Annotated in this window: 12 protein-coding genes; 6 read left to right on the top strand and 6 right to left on the bottom strand. The window is 66.8% G+C overall.

The genetic code is table 11. From position 1 onward, the window contains the following. Positions 1-298 precede the first annotated feature (298 nt). On the top strand, positions 299-715 hold the full coding sequence (locus NON19_RS17095) for a WXG100 family type VII secretion target (protein WP_255929014.1): 417 nt from the start codon (positions 299-301) through the stop codon (positions 713-715). A 20-nt stretch (positions 716-735) separates the two neighbouring features. Next, on the top strand, positions 736-2,985 hold the full coding sequence (locus tag NON19_RS17090; RefSeq protein ID WP_255929012.1) for a hypothetical protein: 2,250 nt from the start codon (positions 736-738) through the stop codon (positions 2,983-2,985). Positions 2,986-3,940: 955 nt separating this feature from the next. Here NON19_RS17090 and mycP (NON19_RS17085) read toward each other — a convergent pair. The 4 genes from mycP (NON19_RS17085) to NON19_RS17070 form a co-directional block, all read right to left on the bottom strand. Next, on the bottom strand, positions 3,941-5,200 hold the full coding sequence (gene mycP / locus NON19_RS17085) for a type VII secretion-associated serine protease mycosin (protein ID WP_255929010.1): 1,260 nt from the start codon (positions 5,198-5,200) through the stop codon (positions 3,941-3,943). A 1,538-nt stretch (positions 5,201-6,738) separates the two neighbouring features. Continuing rightward, positions 6,739-7,221: a DUF2563 family protein gene (locus NON19_RS17080; protein WP_255929008.1), complete on the bottom strand. Its 483-nt coding sequence runs from the start codon at positions 7,219-7,221 to the stop codon at positions 6,739-6,741. 146 nt (positions 7,222-7,367) lie between these two features. Next, positions 7,368-7,655 (bottom strand): WXG100 family type VII secretion target, encoded by a 288-nt coding sequence (locus tag NON19_RS17075; RefSeq protein WP_255929006.1) that lies wholly within the window; start codon positions 7,653-7,655, stop codon positions 7,368-7,370. Positions 7,656-7,744: 89 nt separating this feature from the next. Then, complete coding sequence (locus NON19_RS17070; protein ID WP_255929004.1) at positions 7,745-8,089, bottom strand: WXG100 family type VII secretion target; 345 nt, start codon at positions 8,087-8,089, stop codon at positions 7,745-7,747. Positions 8,090-8,630: 541 nt separating this feature from the next. Between NON19_RS17070 and NON19_RS17065 the strand changes: the two genes are divergently transcribed. Together NON19_RS17065 and NON19_RS17060 are read left to right on the top strand one after the other, a co-directional pair. After that, positions 8,631-10,160: a beta-N-acetylhexosaminidase gene (locus tag NON19_RS17065; protein ID WP_255929002.1), complete on the top strand. Its 1,530-nt coding sequence runs from the start codon at positions 8,631-8,633 to the stop codon at positions 10,158-10,160. Between the two features lie 77 nt (positions 10,161-10,237). Further along, entirely contained in the window at positions 10,238-11,341 is a 1,104-nt protein-coding gene (locus NON19_RS17060; RefSeq protein ID WP_255929000.1) for a DUF8017 domain-containing protein, read from the top strand. 28 nt (positions 11,342-11,369) lie between these two features. Here the strand turns inward: NON19_RS17060 and mycP (NON19_RS17055) are convergent, their stop codons facing one another. Both mycP (NON19_RS17055) and eccB read right to left on the bottom strand, forming a co-directional pair. Further along, the gene (mycP, locus tag NON19_RS17055) at positions 11,370-12,596 is read right to left on the bottom strand and encodes a type VII secretion-associated serine protease mycosin (RefSeq protein WP_255928998.1); all 1,227 of its coding nucleotides are present in this window, start codon (positions 12,594-12,596) and stop codon (positions 11,370-11,372) included. Then, on the bottom strand, positions 12,596-14,158 hold the full coding sequence (gene eccB / locus NON19_RS17050) for a type VII secretion protein EccB (protein ID WP_255928996.1): 1,563 nt from the start codon (positions 14,156-14,158) through the stop codon (positions 12,596-12,598). Before eccB ends, mycP (NON19_RS17055) begins: the two co-directional genes overlap by 1 nt. A gap of 270 nt (positions 14,159-14,428) precedes the next feature. On the opposite strand from eccB, the gene eccE reads away from it, so the two are divergent. Continuing rightward, positions 14,429-15,775 (top strand): type VII secretion protein EccE, encoded by a 1,347-nt coding sequence (gene eccE, locus NON19_RS17045; protein ID WP_255928994.1) that lies wholly within the window; start codon positions 14,429-14,431, stop codon positions 15,773-15,775. Then, complete coding sequence (locus NON19_RS17040) at positions 15,775-16,542, top strand: hypothetical protein (protein WP_255928992.1); 768 nt, start codon at positions 15,775-15,777, stop codon at positions 16,540-16,542. The genes eccE and NON19_RS17040 overlap by 1 nt, the downstream gene beginning before the upstream one ends. Positions 16,543-16,866 lie beyond the last annotated feature (324 nt).

Here is a 16,866-nt window from a genome sequence, read left to right as displayed (position 1 = left end):
TTGAGGAGAACGTTCTGTCTGGTGAGTCGATGGTCGACGTCGGGAGCAGGCGGAGGCCCAGTTGCGGTTGCCTTCGCCGAAGTGACCAAGCTGGTCGAGGCACACGTTGCGCAGATCAACCCCGATTCCACCGTGTCGGTGACCCTCCCTGGCGCGGGATCTGCGGTCGGCATTCGGCACGTAGGGCCAACAGTCAGGACGCGTCCGAGTGGGGCGCAGTCGAACCGTGCAGCTCTGCAGCAACCAAGTTGATACCTGATCAGGACCGATCGCTGGGGGGACAACCATGAGTATGGACATGGACCGGAGACTCAATCCCTTTCGGTATGACGCCAATGGCAACCTGACGGAGGCGGCGAAGCAGCAGGACCAGGCGCTCCATCTGGACTCGTACGACGGCAGTGGGCCGAGCGGGCCAAAGCTGCACGTGACCGCAGGCGTACTCAACGACCGGGCGGACAAGACCGACAAGGTCGCGAGCGATTTCCACAGCGCCTGCGAAAGTCCCATGAAGAGCACTGGCGACGTAGCCAAGGGACTGAAGGGCTTCCGCTCCGCAAGCGCTTTCGCCACCTTCGAGGAGCGCTGGCGCTCCGAGGCCCACTATGTGGAGAACCAGTTGCTCGCCAAGTTCGCCCAGGCCCTCCGTGACGCGGCGACGGCGTTCACCACTCACGACACTGCCACAGCTGACCAGTTCAGCAATCGGCACTGACACTGACGGGCGACCAAAATATGCCGAGCTACGAGGATCTGCTAAACGCCGATCTCTCCTACCTCAAGACCGCCGTCGACGACTGGCAGAACCTTCCGAAGAAGATCTCCGGTGTGGACGGCGTGTCACAGGGCTTTGAGAACAACGTCATGAAGGACCTGGAAGGCTCCGACTGGCACGGCGAAGCAGCGGGAGCCGCCCACGCTGTCTCGCTGAAGATCAGAACCCAGCTTCGCACCGCTGGCGACGAAGCCAACGACGTCTACAACCTCCTTAACGACGCGCTGGGCAAGTTCACCGACGCACAGAACCGGTTGAAAGCGATCGACAACCAGGTCAACGACCCACACAGCAGCGTGCGGTTCGACAGTGACCACAACGTCGTACTGAAGGACCCGCAGGGCGCCGAGAAAGACCCCGCCGCGGCACGCTACATGTACGAGGCCGTCAACGAGTTCAACGACAGCATAAAGAAGATCCTCCAGGACGCGACAGACGCCGACGAGGCCCTGTACTGGGCCCTGAACCAGGACCCCAACGGCTCCGACCAGGGCTTCAACGAAGACGCCTACCACAGCATCGCAGACGCCGAGCAGGCGCGCCAGAACGCAATCCAGGACGCGGACCAAGCGGTGAAGCTGGCCCAGCTGGGTCCGAAACTCACTTCTGATCAGCTTGCCCGACTCAACCAGTTGCTGTCCGAACACACAGGTGACCCGGTCTTCGGTGCCGAGTTCGCCACCAAGCTCGGCGCTGCGAACACCCTGAACTTCTGGGCCAAACTGACCGACCCCAGCGACAACCCATCCCTCTCGAACGAAACCGACGACCTCAAACATCTACAGGGGAATCTCAGCCTCACGCTCGCGGACGCAACGCGATACGACTCATCGTCGATGAGGGACTGGGAGAACCAGATCGTTCAGCTCGGTTCGCAACCCATCGACTCGAGCACGACCTCCCACCCCTTGGGCTTCCAGGTCATGAGCAACCTGATGCGCTTCGGAAACTACGACAGCAGCTTCCTTCAGCGCTACGGGGATGCACTGTTCCAAAAGGACCAAAAGTTCAAGATCGACCCGAGTAACCATAACGGCACCACCTGGCTCGATGTCCAGAACAACTCAACCCTCAACTTCTTCGGGAATGACCAGAGCGACCCGATGAACGGGTTCATGGAGGCGTTGGGCCACAATCCGGAGGCAGCAACAGATTTCCTCAAGTCGGATGACCACTTCAAATACCTCACCCAGGAGCGCTTCTGGGCGGGGGACACCATGGGAACGGACCACGTATCCGGATATGCCAATCTCGGCCACGCCCTTGTAGCTGCGACGCTAGGGCGCCCCTACGATCTCCCCGATGACATCATGCACAAGACTACCGATGGTGCACACATCGCCAACGAAATCGTCGCCCTCTATGCCAACAACCCTCACCTACTCAAACAGCAACGAGGAATCGGCAACAGTCTCGGAGCCATAGCGGGAGGCTACATCGGCGACATTGACATGGCCCTGCAAGACGGCCATTATGCGAATCTTTTCAGTAACTCACAGAGCCCGCAAATGCTGCACATCGGCAGACTGGACACCATTCACTTTCTGAGCACTCTTGGGCAGGATCCGGATGCCTACGCGGCCGTCTCGCACGCACAACGGGCTTTCACACTCAACGCACTGACTGCCAACCCGCCAACAGCCCTGAGCCCAAAGTTGCCTAACGACGACAACGCCATACCCATCGTACGCACCGGAGCGTATGTGCAAGGCTTGATCGATAAATCGAGGATCGATCAGGCAATATCCTCCGGGGCAGTGTCTGACGCGGCATACAATAACGCCCTCGCCGATAAGAAGAATTGGGTGAAGATGGCCGTTAATGGAATATATGACGCCGGAGCGGCTTTCATACCCGGCCCTTCCGAGGACGCCAAAGACATCGTCAAGACCATCGTCCCGTCGCTCATCTCAACCGGACACGGTGCCGCCAAGGCGGAAATCGGGAAGGTGATCGACAGCTATCCAGGATTCAACCTCAAAGACACGAGTCAACTCGTACATAACTACACCGGCCAAATAGCATACAGAGGCCAAGAGTCAACGATGGCACCATATCAGGATCTAGTGAACTCGGTCCCGGGACTGGACACGGACGGCCAGACTAAACTGAGAAGCGACTTGGACTCGGCAGCCGGTGATGGCTACGGCCGCGGAGCAGGAGATCAAGACCTGATGGGACAACTCCCCCAATCAGGGGTACAGCAGTGAGCGGCACACAAGGGCAGCGTGGAGCGCATCACCTTTTCAACTATTCCGCACAGTCGAAGCTAAACGCTTCCGTCAGATACTCCGCCATCCTCCTGCTGCTTGCCTCTGGGGTTTCCGGATGCTCCGGCGGGAGCGATGACATTCACCTCGTATCGGCGGACACCGTATGCGGCGGTTCCCTCTCCGTCGGCGCCCAAGCCGCTCTGAGCACGCTCACACACGAGACGCAGTACGAGCAGGACATTCCAGACTTCACTCCGGATTCCGCTGCGAAGGAACTAACAAGCCCACCAAAACAACCAAACCGGAAAAACAGCTGCGCCGTCTTTCCCAAAAGCATCGCCAACAAGGCGAGCACGCCCGAGGTGGAGGTCACTTTCAGCTGGAGCAGCACTTACAACAACTCTGCACCGAACCCCCCAACGAACAGCCGAGAGAGTTCCGCAAAGTGGACTTACTATCCTATCGGCATTGACGCGCTCGCGGGCGACAATCTGTCATCTCTAGACTTTCGTTGCGCTCTCAGCGGGCAAAGCGGTATCCATGGGGCGGCGCTGAATGGCGAGATCTCCTACCCTTCCGCACCGGAGGAAAGTTCCTCGCTGAGGAGAGCGTCCGCTATGACCATTCTTCTATCAGTGTCTCAAGACATTTCACGGAAAATCGGTTGTAAGGGAAACACGAACCTTCCGGCGACACTCCCAAATCCGGACCCACCGGCAGGGCACGATGGCTGAGTGACGACATCCCGGAGCGGCTTCACGATCCGCCTTCTGTCCAGCACTGATGCCTCGCCCCCATTCACCTTTGCTGCGGCGCTCTCACGCACTTCCTCATCGGAAAAGGCACACACCTCGACTACGAATGCCGCGTCCGCAGGAAGGAACTGCGCAAGGAAGCAGCCGCCGCGAGGATGCCTACGAACCGGGGGGCTCGTAGGCATCCTCGGTGTTACTCAACGCTGGTACGGGTTCGGTGGAGGTGGTGGCATTGGGCCTGGGTAGTTTCCCAACAGCGGTGGCACGGGAGCAGTCGCTGGTAGTCCTTGGGTGTTCTTTCGACGGCGAACGATGACCGCGGCGGCCAGGCCACCGAGCACTACCGCGCCACCGATTCCGAGACCCACCCACAGCATCGTCTTGCTGTTACTGCTCTTAGCAGCCGTAGCTTGGCCGTCGGGGGCGGGAGCCGAACTCTTACTCGCGGAAGGCGAAGGGGAGTTGGCGAACAGATTAGGAAACAGCGGGTTGACGTTCGGCGGCCCCGGGTCTCCAGGGGTGTCCAGGAGGGCGATGCGAGGGCGAACGGCGCCGTAGCCGCCGTAAATGCTGGGGATCTTGCCCGACTTCGGCTTTCCCGCAGTGTTGATCATAACCCGCAGGACCTGGTTGTTCGTCCAGTCGGGGTGCTTGGCCCAGATGAGGGCGGCGGAGGCGGAGGCGATTGCGGTGGCCTCGCTGGTTCCAGAGCCCGAGCAGTAACCCTGCTGGGAGCCAAGGGACTTGCTGCAGCGTCCTGGCATATCCTTGCCGGGAGCAGATAGCGCGATTTGCGGCCCGTATGTAGAGAATTTCGTGACGGTCCAGGACTGGTCAACGGCGGATACTCCCACGGCGCCGGGGGTTGCCGCAGGATATGCGACGGGGTTGCCTTTGTCTCCGTCATTCCCAGCGCCTGCGAAGACTAGCGAACCGTGGCTCAGTGCATACTTGATGGCTGGTTCCAACGGGGCACGATCTTCCGACGAAGATTCACTCGTTCGTATAGCCAAGGAGATGTTCAGGACTTTCGCCCCATGGTCAGTCGCGTAGTGGATCGCTTCAGCGATATTTTGTGCGGCCCTCGCCGGATTGTTGGCGCCTTGAGGGGCCACGTTGAGAGGGAGGATACGTGCCCCGGGGGCCAGGCCCATCACCCCACTGCCCGAAGCACCGTTGCCAGCGATGAGCATAGCCATGGCTGTTCCGTGACCGTCCGCATCCTGCCAGCCGTCGCCCCCACCGACGTAGTCCTTGCCCGGTAGCAACTGCCCCTTGAGCTCAGGCGCCGTCGCGTCCACTCCGCCATCGATTACCGCAACAGTCACACCTTTTCCGGTGCTCACCTGCCACATCTGGCGGGCTTGCATGGCGTCCAGGAACCACTCTCGATCCTGAATGGTCTGCGCCTGTGCAGCTGGCGGCACTGCCAAACCACATGTCAGTACGGCGGCCAACGCAGCTGTCAAAGCCGCACCGCGAGCGAGGAGTCGGCTACGCACCCGCTGCTTCAACTGTCCATTCCCCTAGCTCTACAACTGCGGCCGCAAAACGCGTCTTTGCTACTCAACCACGGGTGGCACGACATCTCGGCCGCCGGACGCCCATGTCTCCTCGTCTTCGACGAGGTAGTCCGGCCTTGTGCCACGCCGCCCTCGATCGGCATGGAGCGTACCCGGACGTGCTCCCACGACAGACCCCATGGGGCGCACATCACTGGCGCTCACGATGCCCTCTTCGGTCAAGACCTCAGGTGACCGTCGGAGCCCACTACCACCCGGTGTGTATTCGCTCGCGCTACCCGTACCCGATCGAGGCGCGCCCACTTCCCCACCAGGCTCGCTGGCCAAGCGCCGGGCAGAGACCCCTCCGACTACGCCGGAGGAAGGCTTAGGAACACCTGCATACCGAGCACCGCCAGCGGGACCGCGCGTACCGGCTGGTTGCTCCTCACCGACCACCAAGCCACGCGGCATTTTCGGTGTGAGGCTTCGATTGTTGAGCGACGGTGTTCCGCCGATGATTCCCTCGTCGCCAACTTCGGTGCGAGGCATGCGATTCGACGTGCCCGCACCACTGCTCAGTTCCGGGAGCGGTTCTGTGGGGAGAGCCTTGCTGCCTGACTTCGTCAAAGGGGTGGGCACACCCACGATACCGGGGACGAACGGGACAGGGCTGGGCCCTGAACTAGGCTCACTCGGGGTAAACGTCGTTACTGCTGCATGTGGACGCTGCGCGACAGTTACTGGCTCAGTGCTATCCAGATTTGTACTTGGAGCTGGCGGAGGAACTCTGTCGGCGCTATGCCCCGCCGCAGCGGCGGTGAAGGTGCTTTCTGGGACAGCACGTCCCGCAGGGGTGCCCGTACTCGGCCCAGACTCGACGTCACTACGTACTGGGGCTTCCGCCCCCGGGCTGCTCGTCGTGACCTGTGTCTGCTCTCCGCCGACGTTAAGGTCCGGCGGCAACATAGCCCCCGGCAACGGCTTAAACGTAGGCACCGCCTGCTTTGCCGCCGTCAGGTCATTCGTTGCCAGCCGATAGGCCGACGCCAACTTGTTGATCTGGGTGATGGCCTCTTGACGGTCGGACTCCATAGCGGAAGCGGACTGCTTGGTGGGTGAGTTGGGGGTGCAGAGATAAGCACTGGCGGGCGGGGTCGGCACCGCGGGCTGGACCTTGTGCAGAGTCTGACCGGCGTATCCCATGACGTGCGCGACGGTCTGGGTGTAGTTCCTCAGTTGCCTTGTGCTAGTGAGGAACTGGTTGCTCCACTCACGGAACGCGTCGCCGCCTTCGCCTTTCCACTCAACTCCCTGGACCTTGGCCGCGACGTGCCCGCCGAGTTCCTCCAGTGCGGCGGCGGCCTGCTGCAAGGCTTCAGCCTTCCCGCTGAGATCCTCGGGTTTCGCGTTGGCGACCATGAAGTGGATTTCAACGAGCGATGCATTCTCGTAGGAGTCTTGCGTACTCATCTACCGTCCCAATCCCTCTGTCAACCGCCCATGGAACGGGAGTTGCCACCCGCGTTGTTCGTGGAGCCCTGCCCCCCGTTGGACAAGCTCGCGTCCTGCGCCTGCGTCTGCGATTGCTGGGCGGAGAACTGCTGCATCCGGGCCTGGAGAACACGGAGGCGGTCGCGGTGCTCCTCATCCACGCCCTGGTAGCCGCGGTTCGCCATGTCCACGCAGATTCCCAGGGCCTCGATCTGGTCGCCCCACGCCTGTGCCAGCGTCTTGAGGGTGTCGTGCACGCTGTCGTACGTACTGGCCAGGGTGCGCGCCTCGTCGAAGTCACCGTATGACGTGTGGGTGACGGTCTGGTCGCTCAGCTTGCTGTGCGAGGCGTAGGACTTGTCCAAGTCCTGCAATACCGTGTCCAAAGCCTTCTTGAAGTCAGCCAGCGACTCGGGATCCGGCTTGAGGTCCGGCGAACTTGGCGACTCTCCGGGCTGCACCGTGCCATGTGGCAGACCCATTGCTTCTATCCCCCTGGGTTCGGTCAACGAAGCCGGGCCGGTGCCATCACCGGCCTCTCCGCACATGTTCTGCTCTGCTCTCCTGTGAACAGCGACGGAAGACGTCGCGGTCGCCCCCTCGACGAACTGTCGCTGTGCTCACAGCGTCAGATCTGGAACTGTCCGGCGATCTTCCGGTCCGTCGCGTGATAGGACCCGGGGGCCTTACCCACCTCCGTGCCGATGCGCCGGAGGTGCTCGTGCAGGTCCTGGGCCTTCCGGTCCCAGTCACGCTGCACCCTGGCGTACGCCTCCTTGGACTCACCGTCCCACGAAGCGACCAACTTGTTGACACGCCCTTGGAGGTCTTCGAGCTCGTTCTTAATGGCGTCGGCGGCCTGACACACCTTGCTGGCCAGATCCGCGACACCGTCGTACCGCATTGAAATAGTCATGACTTCTCCTGGCTACCGAGGGCTCATTACGTACTGATCGACTTGCTGGCCTGGATCGGATGCATCGACGGTGCGACGCATCTCCCGATTCACCCCAGGCGGGCGAGGATCGAGTTGTCCCCCGAGCCACCCTGTAGCCGTTTCAGGGCCTCCTGGTGCTCCTGGTCCATTTGGGAGAAGTGCCCCTTGGCGGAGGAGATCATTTCCTTGACCAGTTCCAGGATCCCATTGATCTGCTTAGCGTCTTCGTTCACCTGCTGCTGGAGATTCCGGTACTCGGTCGCGGCGAGACCGCTCCACGACGCACTGACCTGGTCCACCACGTGGTACAGCGTTTGGATCTGCTGGTGGAGGTGCCCCTTCATGTTCTCCAGAGCATCTTCCAGCGACTTCAGATCCTCATGCTCGACGTTGAGATTCTGATTACCAGCCATCGACGCTGCCCTTCCCCCATCAAATGGAATGAGTCGAGACAAGTCGGTACACCCGGACCATCTCGTCGACGCCATGCCTGTGACGCCTCGAACCACTCTAGCCACTCCCTACGACAGCCCCAACCACGTGCCGAGGCAGGCCACTTGACGGGCGTCAGGTATGCATCGCCCCGCTCCCCCAAGCCCGGACCAGACGTCGAGTCCCTGGGCGTCAAGCACTCTCGGACAAGCCATTCCTGGGTTGAGCTCGGCCATATTCGCTCCACGGCGAGGCACCCCCTTGACGCCGCCACACATTTGCAACTCGTCGCAATTTCAACCATTACCTATGCCGACCCCGCCACGACTGGCGTCAGCGGCCTCGCATCCTTGACGCTCCGTCAGGCGCACGGTACCCAGGAAGCGCATTTGGTCGGTTTATCGGAGTTCGGTCGCAGGTGTCGGGTGGGCCTTTGGGGCCTCGGCGGAGGGATCGTTCGTGAGACGACACGGTGCGGTGGCCGGGTGGCGGTTGCCGTGTTTGTTGGGTGCGTTGCTCTTAATGGTGGGCCTTACCGCCGGGACCACGGCGGCGGTGCCCAGGGAGGTGGCGGCGCGGCCGTTGGCTCAGGTGGTGCCGGTGCCCGCGGTGGTGCGTCAGGGCGGGGCGCCGTACACGTTCGGGGAGGGCACCGTCATTCGGGTGTCGCCGGGGGCGGTGGGCGTCGGACGGTACCTGGCGGGGCTGCTGCGGCCCTCGATGGGGTATCCGCTGCCCCTGCGCCCCCTGGGCAGGCGCGACGGGATCGTGCTGGCACTCAGCGGTCATGCCGGGGACCTGGGCGACGAGGGTTACCGGCTGGACGTCACCAAGCAGGGCGTCGCCATCACCGCCGAGCGGCCCGCGGGGCTGTTCCACGGCGTGCAGACGCTGCGGCAGCTGCTGCCCGCCGCCGTGGAGGAGCGGACGCCGCAACCGGGGCCGTGGACGGTGTCCGGCGGGACGATCACCGACGTGCCCCGGTACTCCTACCGCGGCGCGATGCTCGACGTCTCACGGCACTTCTTCACCGTCGCCGAGGTGGAGCGGTACATCGACCAGCTCGCGCTCTACAAGATCGACTACCTTCATCTGCACCTGTCCGACGACCAGGGGTGGCGGATCGCGATCTCGTCCTGGCCGCGGCTGGCCGCCTACGGCGGCTCGACCGAGGTCGGGGGCGGGCCCGGCGGGTACTACACCAAGGCGCAGTACGAGCAGCTCGTGCGCTATGCGGCGAGCCGCTACATGACAGTCGTCCCGGAGATCGACATGCCCGCGCACACCAACGCGGCACTCGCCTCGTACGGGCCGCTCAACTGCGACGGGGTGGCTCCGCCGCTGTACACCGGGACGAACGTGGGTTTCAGCTCGCTGTGCGTGGCGAAGGCGGTGACCTATCGCTTTGTCGTCGACGTGCTGCGGGAGTTGGCGGCGCTCACCCCCGGCCCGTATCTGCACATCGGCGGCGACGAGGCGCACTCCACCAGTGCCGCCGACTACACGGCGTTCATGGACCGGGTGCAGCCGTTGGTGACCGGGTACGGCAAGACCGTGCTGGCGTGGCACGAGATCACCAACGCGCATCCTGTTCAGGGCGCCGTCGCGCAGTACTGGGGCACCGCCGGTACGGAGCAGGGCGTCGTGGCGGCGGCCAAGGCGGGGACGCGGCTGGTGATGTCGCCCGCCAACCACACGTACCTGGACATGAAGTACAACCCGTCGACCAAGTTGGGCCTCAGCTGGGCCGGTTACACCGAGGTCAAGGACGCGTACGGCTGGGATCCGGCGACGTTCCTGCGCGGTGCGCCCGCTTCCGCCGTGCTCGGCGTGGAGGCGCCGCTTTGGTCGGAAACCATCTCGACAAGCGACGACATCGGGTATATGGCGTTTCCTCGGCTGCCCGCCGTGGCCGAACTGGGCTGGTCCCCGGCCGTTTCGCACGACTGGGACGCGTTCCGGCTGCGTCTGGCGGCACAGGGCCCGCGTTGGGACGCCCTCGGGATCGACTACTACCGCTCTGCCCAAGTCCCCTGGCCCGCACAGGAGTAGCGGGCGGGTAGCCGTTGTTGCCGTGCTGTCGCCGTTCCCCGTCCGGGCGGCGACGGACGGCACGTAGGGTATCGGCCATGTCTTGGCCCCAGAATCCGCACGACGCGCAGGATCCACAGCAGCAACCGCAGCAACCGCAGCAGGGCTTCGGCCCCGCACCCGCCTGGACCCCCACCGGCGAGATGCCGCGAATACAGCCGCCAGGCCCCCCAGGCCCACCCACACCGCCCGCGCAGCCCCCGCAGCAACCGCAGGCCCAACCGCCGTACGCGCAGCCCGCACAGCCGCCCCAGGGCCCGCCGCCCCTCGGGTTCCCGCAGCACGCCCCCGCGCCGCAGGGCCAGCCGCCGTTCACCCCGCCGGAGCCGGAGGCCGCGCGGCCCGCGCGCAACCGCAAGACGCTGCTCACCGTCGTCGGCGCGGTGGTCGCCCTCGCGGTGATCGGCGGCGGTGTGGCGTTCGCCATGAAGGGCGGCGGCGCCAAGCCGAAGGTCTCGAAGCCGACCCACGCGCCGACCGTGGCCGCGCCGACGCCGACCGAGCAGGGTCCCAACTCCAGCGGCAACGGCTCGGACGCCAAGCCGATGATCGCGGGCTGGCAGACGCAGGTCTGGCAGCACCACGGCTTCACGTATGACGTGCCGCCGGCGTCCGACCACTGGAGCGTCGACAAGCCCGATCTGGAGAACGCGTACACGGACCAGAACGGCAAGCCCATGCTGGGCATGACCGGTGTCTCGTACTACCGCCAGGGCGGCTGTGCCTCGTCGGGCAGCACGACGGGTCCGATCCAGGCGGGCAAGGGGCAGCTCGCCACCATCGGCTCCCAGGGCGACCGGGGCAACACGCTCCAGGACAGTGCCAAGATCGCCGCGAACAACTGGCTGTTCGGGGCGTACGGGGGGCTGGACGGCCACAAGCCGAAGGTGACGGTGAATCAGGTCACGCCCTGGAAGCACAACGGCATCGACGGCTACCTCGCCACCGCGACGGCGACCAACATCTACCGGCCCAGCCCCTGCGTCCCGGCGACCGCCACCTCACGGGCCATCGCCATGCGGCTGAAGGACGGCACGACCGGGATCTGGATCCTCTACGCGGACCAGGGCGTGCCCAACGCGCTGACCTCCGACGAGATCGACAAGATCATGGGCACCGTCCGTCCGGCGAGCGCCAACTGAGCAGGCTGGCCGCCGACTTCGGCCGCGCTCAGGTGGTCGTACGGCGGCGCCTGGCGTCCCGTACGACCACCGCGCCGCCCGCGATCACCGCCACCAGGACGGCGGCGGAGCACAGGGCGTAGGTCGCGGTGCGCTCGGCGCGCTGCTGTGGGGTCTCCCCCAGGGTCAGCGCGGCGGGCTGCACCTTGGCGCCGCCCTGGGTCGGGGACCTGTCCGGAACGGGTTCGTCGATCGGCTTGGCGTCGTCGGTGAGCGCGCGTACCGGGTCGACCACGCCCCAGCCGATGAAGTTGTTGTGTCCGGGGTCCACCCGCTGTGCGGTCTGCTCGATCTGGGCGACGACCTGCTGTTCATGCCAGTCGTGGTGCTTGGCGCGGACGAGCGCTGCGACGGCGGCCACATAAGGGGCGGCGAAACTCGTTCCGTTGTCGACGCACTGGCCGCCGATCGGCACCGTGGAGACCATGTCGACGCCGGGTGCCGCGACGCCCACGAACGGGCCTGACTGGGAGAAGTCGGCGCGCTCGTTGTTGCGGTCGGAGGCGCCCACGGCCAGTACGCCGGGGAAGGCGGCCGGGTAGGTGGTGTGCTGCTGGCCGCCCGTGCCGTCGTTGCCCGCGGCGGCGACCACCACCACGTCCTGGCTGAGCGCGTACTGCACGGCCTGGGTCAGCGCCGGGTCGGGGCCGGGGCCGCCGGTGGTGTCCTGGGAGATGTTGATGACCTTGGCGCCCTCCGCGACCGACTTGCGGATGGCCTGCGCGAGCGTTCCCGCGTTGCCGTTGCCCTGGTCGTCGTTCTGCCGCACCGGGATGATCGTCGCCCGCGGCGCGAGGCCGACGAACCCGGTACCGGCGGCCGGGCGCGCGGCGATGATGCCCGCCACCTTGGTGCCGTGGCCGACGGTGTCGTTGGTTCCGTCGCCCTTGGTGTCGATCAGGTCGAAGCCGTCGCGCTTGTCGACGGCGTCCTTCAGCTGCGGGTTGCGGGCGTCGACGCCGGTGTCGATCACGGCGACGCTGACGCCCTCGCCCTGGCTGTTCTGCCACAGCTGGTCGAGCATCACCCGCTGCAGTGACCAGGGTTCGCTCCTGATGGGGCGCGCAGGGTAGGTGCACTCGCCGTCGTCGGCCAGGGCGAGGCGCGCGGTTACCGGGTGGTGTGCCGGTACCAGTCCGGGGGCGAGCGCCAGCGCGCAGGCGGCGCCCCCGGCGAACATGTTCCGCAGCAGCGGGGCGAGTTGGAGTGCGCGCATCACGAACCCTGCGGCTGGGCCGCGTCGTTGGTGTCCAGGGTGGGGCCGGCGGGCAGGAAGGACGACCAGGCCTGGGGAACCGGAACCGGCTGCACCTGGCCGTAACCGAGCCGTACCTGGGCCTGGTTGGCCTGCTGCTGGCTCGCGTCGGGGCTCTGGGAGCCAGGGGAAGCGGAGGGGTCGGTGCCGATGTTCGACTTGTGGGAGTCGCTGTCGTTGTTGGACTGCACGGCGTAGCGCAGGCCGGTGTCGGTGACCAGGAAGACGCTGCCGGTGTCCGCGGACTTCCCGGCGGTCTGCCGGTAGAGCAGACCGGAGCCGGGCGTCACATAGGCGCTGGTTCCGCCGTCCACGACGGTGGCGGGGAAGTGCGCGCCGGTCCACACGCTCACCCGCGGCCTGTTGTTGCCGTCCACGGTTCCCCGGTAGACGCTGCACGACGCGCCGGAGACCCCGTCGTTCGCCTGCTGCGGCGGTTCCTGCGGCCAGCCGTAGTCGGCGGAGAAGGGTTTGTCGTCGGGGGTGAAGTCCTGGGCGGCGACCTGCTGGGGTGCGGGTACGCCCGGGTACATCGAGGTGACGCCGGGCATGTTGAGCAGGAGCTTGGCCACCAGGTCGGAGACGCGCTGGACCTTGTTGGCCATCACCACGTACTTCTGCGAGCCGGTACCGCTGGGCGCCACCAGCACCATGCCGATCCTGTTCAACTGCGGGCTCAGTCCGGGGACGTTGGCCGCCCCGCCAAGGCCGGGCACCGGTGGGAACTCCAGCGCGTCGCCCCGGTTGAAGGTGGCGAGCCAGTCCTCGGTGACCAACTGCGGCGTGCGGTCGCCGCCGAACAGGATCCGCACCAGCAGCTTCTGGGCGTCCTGCCCGGTCTTGTCGGCAGCCTTCCAACGAGGGTCGCCGATGGGGTACTTGGTGCCGTTCGGGTCGATCAGGTACTGGGCTCCGTCCGGCCCCTGGACGAACAGCCCCTGGTCACCGTTCAACCGCCCGGCGCCGTCGACCTTGGCGGCGTCCCGGCTGGCGAGCACGAAGGCCGCCTTCTGGACATCTCCCGGCCCCTGTCCCGGCCGCTCGCACACCGCCCACAGCTTGGCGGTTCCGGCGTCGGCGCTGGTGGGCAGCCGGTCGGGCGCGTACGGTATGCCCAGGGTGGGGCCGTGCGGGATCTTGCCGTTGTCGAGCACCGACTCCGGGATCTTCAGCACGCCGAACTTCTGGGGATCCAGCAGGAGTTTGGCGGACGCCAGGTTGAGCACGGGGTGCAGTTCGGGCTCGCCGCCGGTGTTCAGCACCACGTAGCGGGTGGTGGACTCGCTGCCGACCAGGACCTTGGCGCCAGGTGTGTTCCAGCCCTGCGGAGCGCCCGGTTTGATCATTCCCCAGGCGCCGAAGCCCGCGAGCAGCAGCGCGCCGACGACCAGGCTCGGCGCGAAGGCGCGCAGCGGTCGCGGGGCGCCCTCCTCACTGCCCGAGGCGGACGGCTGGAGGAACGCCGCCAAGGTCCGCTTCCTGGCAAAGGTGTAGGCGTTGAGCTCGTCCCGCCGTGAGGCCATCGGCTGCTTCTTCTCCCCCGGTGATTCGGTGTCGGTCTACGCGCTCGCGGGGCCGGTGCCCGCCGCGGTCGCGGTGCGCGCCGACGGTCTTCCGTCGGCGGTGCACCCCGGTTATCCACAGGCTGGGGCGGGCGCCCGCGCTTGTCGGACTGGGCCTCTACTATGCCGGGTGACGATCGACAACGGTCGTGCGGGTGGGACAGTCAGCACGTCAACCGCCCGGAGGCGAACCGGCATTCACCACAAGAGTGGAACAAGGGGGCGACGGGGATGGCCAGCGCGACCACGACGCGTACCGAAGGGCAGCCGCCTTCCGGCACGCGCTCGCGCGGTACGGCACACGCGGCCGGTGCGCCGCTCCCCGGCGGCGGGACGCGCGGCGGCACGGGGCCGCAGTCCGGCGCGGTGCTGCGGCCGCATCCGCAGTCGGGCCGCATCGGCCCGTTCGGGGTGCGGCAGTTGGTGCTGATAGAGGTGGCCGCCGCGCTGCTGCTGGCGGCCTGGGTCACCGATCCGCTGCTGCTCGCGCCCGCGGGGGTGCTCGCCGCGGCGCTGGTGGTGCTCGCCGTGGTGCGCCGGCACCGGCGGCCCGCGCCGGAGTGGCTGGCCGCCGCCCTGGCGCTACGGGCCCGCAGGCGGCGCGCCGGTGAAGCGGTACCGCCCGGCACCGACCCCGGATTCGCGCCCGCCGTCGAGTGCGATCCGAGCCTGCGCACCTACAGTTACACCGCCCGGGAGCGGCGCACGGTGGGCATGGTAGGAGACGGCACGTTCCTGACCGCGGTGCTCCAGGTGCAGGCCGCCGACATACCGCTGCGCCCGCTGCGCACCGCCCGTCCACTGCCGCTGGAACTGCTCCACGACGCCCTGGAAGTGGACGCGATACGGCTGGAGTCGGTCCAGGTGGTGCAGCACACCCAGCCCGCCCCGGCGCCGCATCTGCCGGAACAGGCGGTCGCCGCACGCAGTTACGCCGCGCTGCAGGCCCAGTCCGGCGCCCCGGCGGTCCGGCTGACCTGGGTGGCGCTCAAGCTCGACCCGCAGCTGTGCCCCGAGGCGGTACGGGCCCGTGGCGGCGGCATAGGCGGAGCGCGGCGCGCCCTGCTGCGCGCCACCGACCAGTTGGCGAGCAGGCTGGCCGGTGCGGGCTTCCAGGCCACGCCGCTGGACGAGGCCGGGCTGATCAACGCGGTGGCCACGTCGAGTTGTGTCAACCCGCTGGCCAACGCGCAGGCGGGCCGGTCGGACACACCGGCGCGGCGCACGGCGGAGACGGCGCGGGCCTGGCGCTGTGACGACCGCTGGCACACCACGTACTGGATAGGTCGCTGGCCGCAGTTGGGACCGGGTGGCACACCGGCGCCGAACCTGGTGGCGCTGCTCACCTCGATGCCCGCGCTGGCCTCCACGTTCAGCCTGACCGTGAGCCGGGGCGCCGCGGGCGCGCCCGCGGTGGCCGCGTACGTCCGGGTGACCGGCCGCAGCGATACCGAACTGGCGTCGGCGCGCCGGCAGTTGGAGCGCGCGGCGCGCGGGGTGAAGGTGGATCTGGTGCGGCTGGACCGCGAGCAGTTGCCCGGTGTGCTGGCCACGTTGCCGTTGGGAGGTGCCCGCTGATGGCCTCTTCGGCGGTGTCCGAGGCCGGTACGGCGTCGGGCGTGGAGCGGGAAGTCCGGGGCGCGCGGGCCAGGTTGGGGTTCGGCCTGCTCGGGCCGCGCCGCTCCCGGCATGTGCTGCCCGCCGGGCAGCTGTCGGCGGTGGGTGTGCCGGTCGGTGACGACGGTGTGGTCATCGGCGTGGACGCGCAGAACCAGCCAGCGGTGCTCGGTATCAACCGGCCGACACCGTTGGAGGTCGTGTTGGTCGGCGGCCTGTGGACGGCCCAGGTGATCGCGCTGCGCGCGGCGGCCACCGGGGCGCGGATCGCGGTGGAGACCGGACGGCCGCAGGCGTGGGCGCCGTTGGCGCAGGCGGCCGGTGGCGGCCAGCAGTGTGTGACGGTGCACGAGGTGGGGCGGGTGCCACCGCAGGGTCCGTCGGTGGGCTCTCCGGTGCTGGTGGTGCGGGACGCGGGGATCCGGCCGCCGCGCGGGCGGGTGGCGGCGGCTCCGTGGCAGTCGGTGCTGACGCTGCTGCCGTATCTGGGGCCGACGGCGCCGCGGTTCCTGGAGAGCGCCACGCTCGTCGGGGTGCAGCGGGTCTCGCCGGACGAGGCCGAGGTGATCGGCCGGATCATGGCGTTGCCCGCGTCGGACGTCGGTGCGCTGTCCGGGCTGGGCGACAACTTCGCGCTGTGGTGCACCCGTACGCACCGTCAGTTCGTGATGACCCAGCCCACCGACGCCGAGACCGGGCTGCTGGGGGTCGCCCGCCGGGTGGACTGACACCGGGTGCCCGTTGCCCGGCGGGCGGTACGGCCGCCGATGGCCGATGCGCCGCGGACGGCGGGGGCGGGCCTGACACGGAGGGGCACCTGATGATTAGGCTGTCCTCCAGAGCGGCAGGAGCACACGAGGGCAGGTATCCCGAATCAGCCTCCGCGGCCCCCTGAGACCGAGGGGACCGCAGCAACAGGCCGGATGGGCTGCCGCGGTACGGGGAGGAACCATCGATGGCGCGAGCCTGCGCGGCGACGACCACCCCACCCGTGCCGCAGACCCCGGCGTACGACATGCCGTTCGCGAGCATGACAGCAATCCAGGAGGCAC

The sequence above is a fragment of the Streptantibioticus rubrisoli genome, from assembly GCF_024436055.1.
In the GTDB taxonomy this organism is placed as follows: Bacteria; Actinomycetota; Actinomycetes; order Streptomycetales; family Streptomycetaceae; genus Streptantibioticus_A; species Streptantibioticus_A rubrisoli.
Note: the sequence above shows the minus strand (reverse complement) of the source record. Positions and strands in the feature narration are given on the sequence as shown.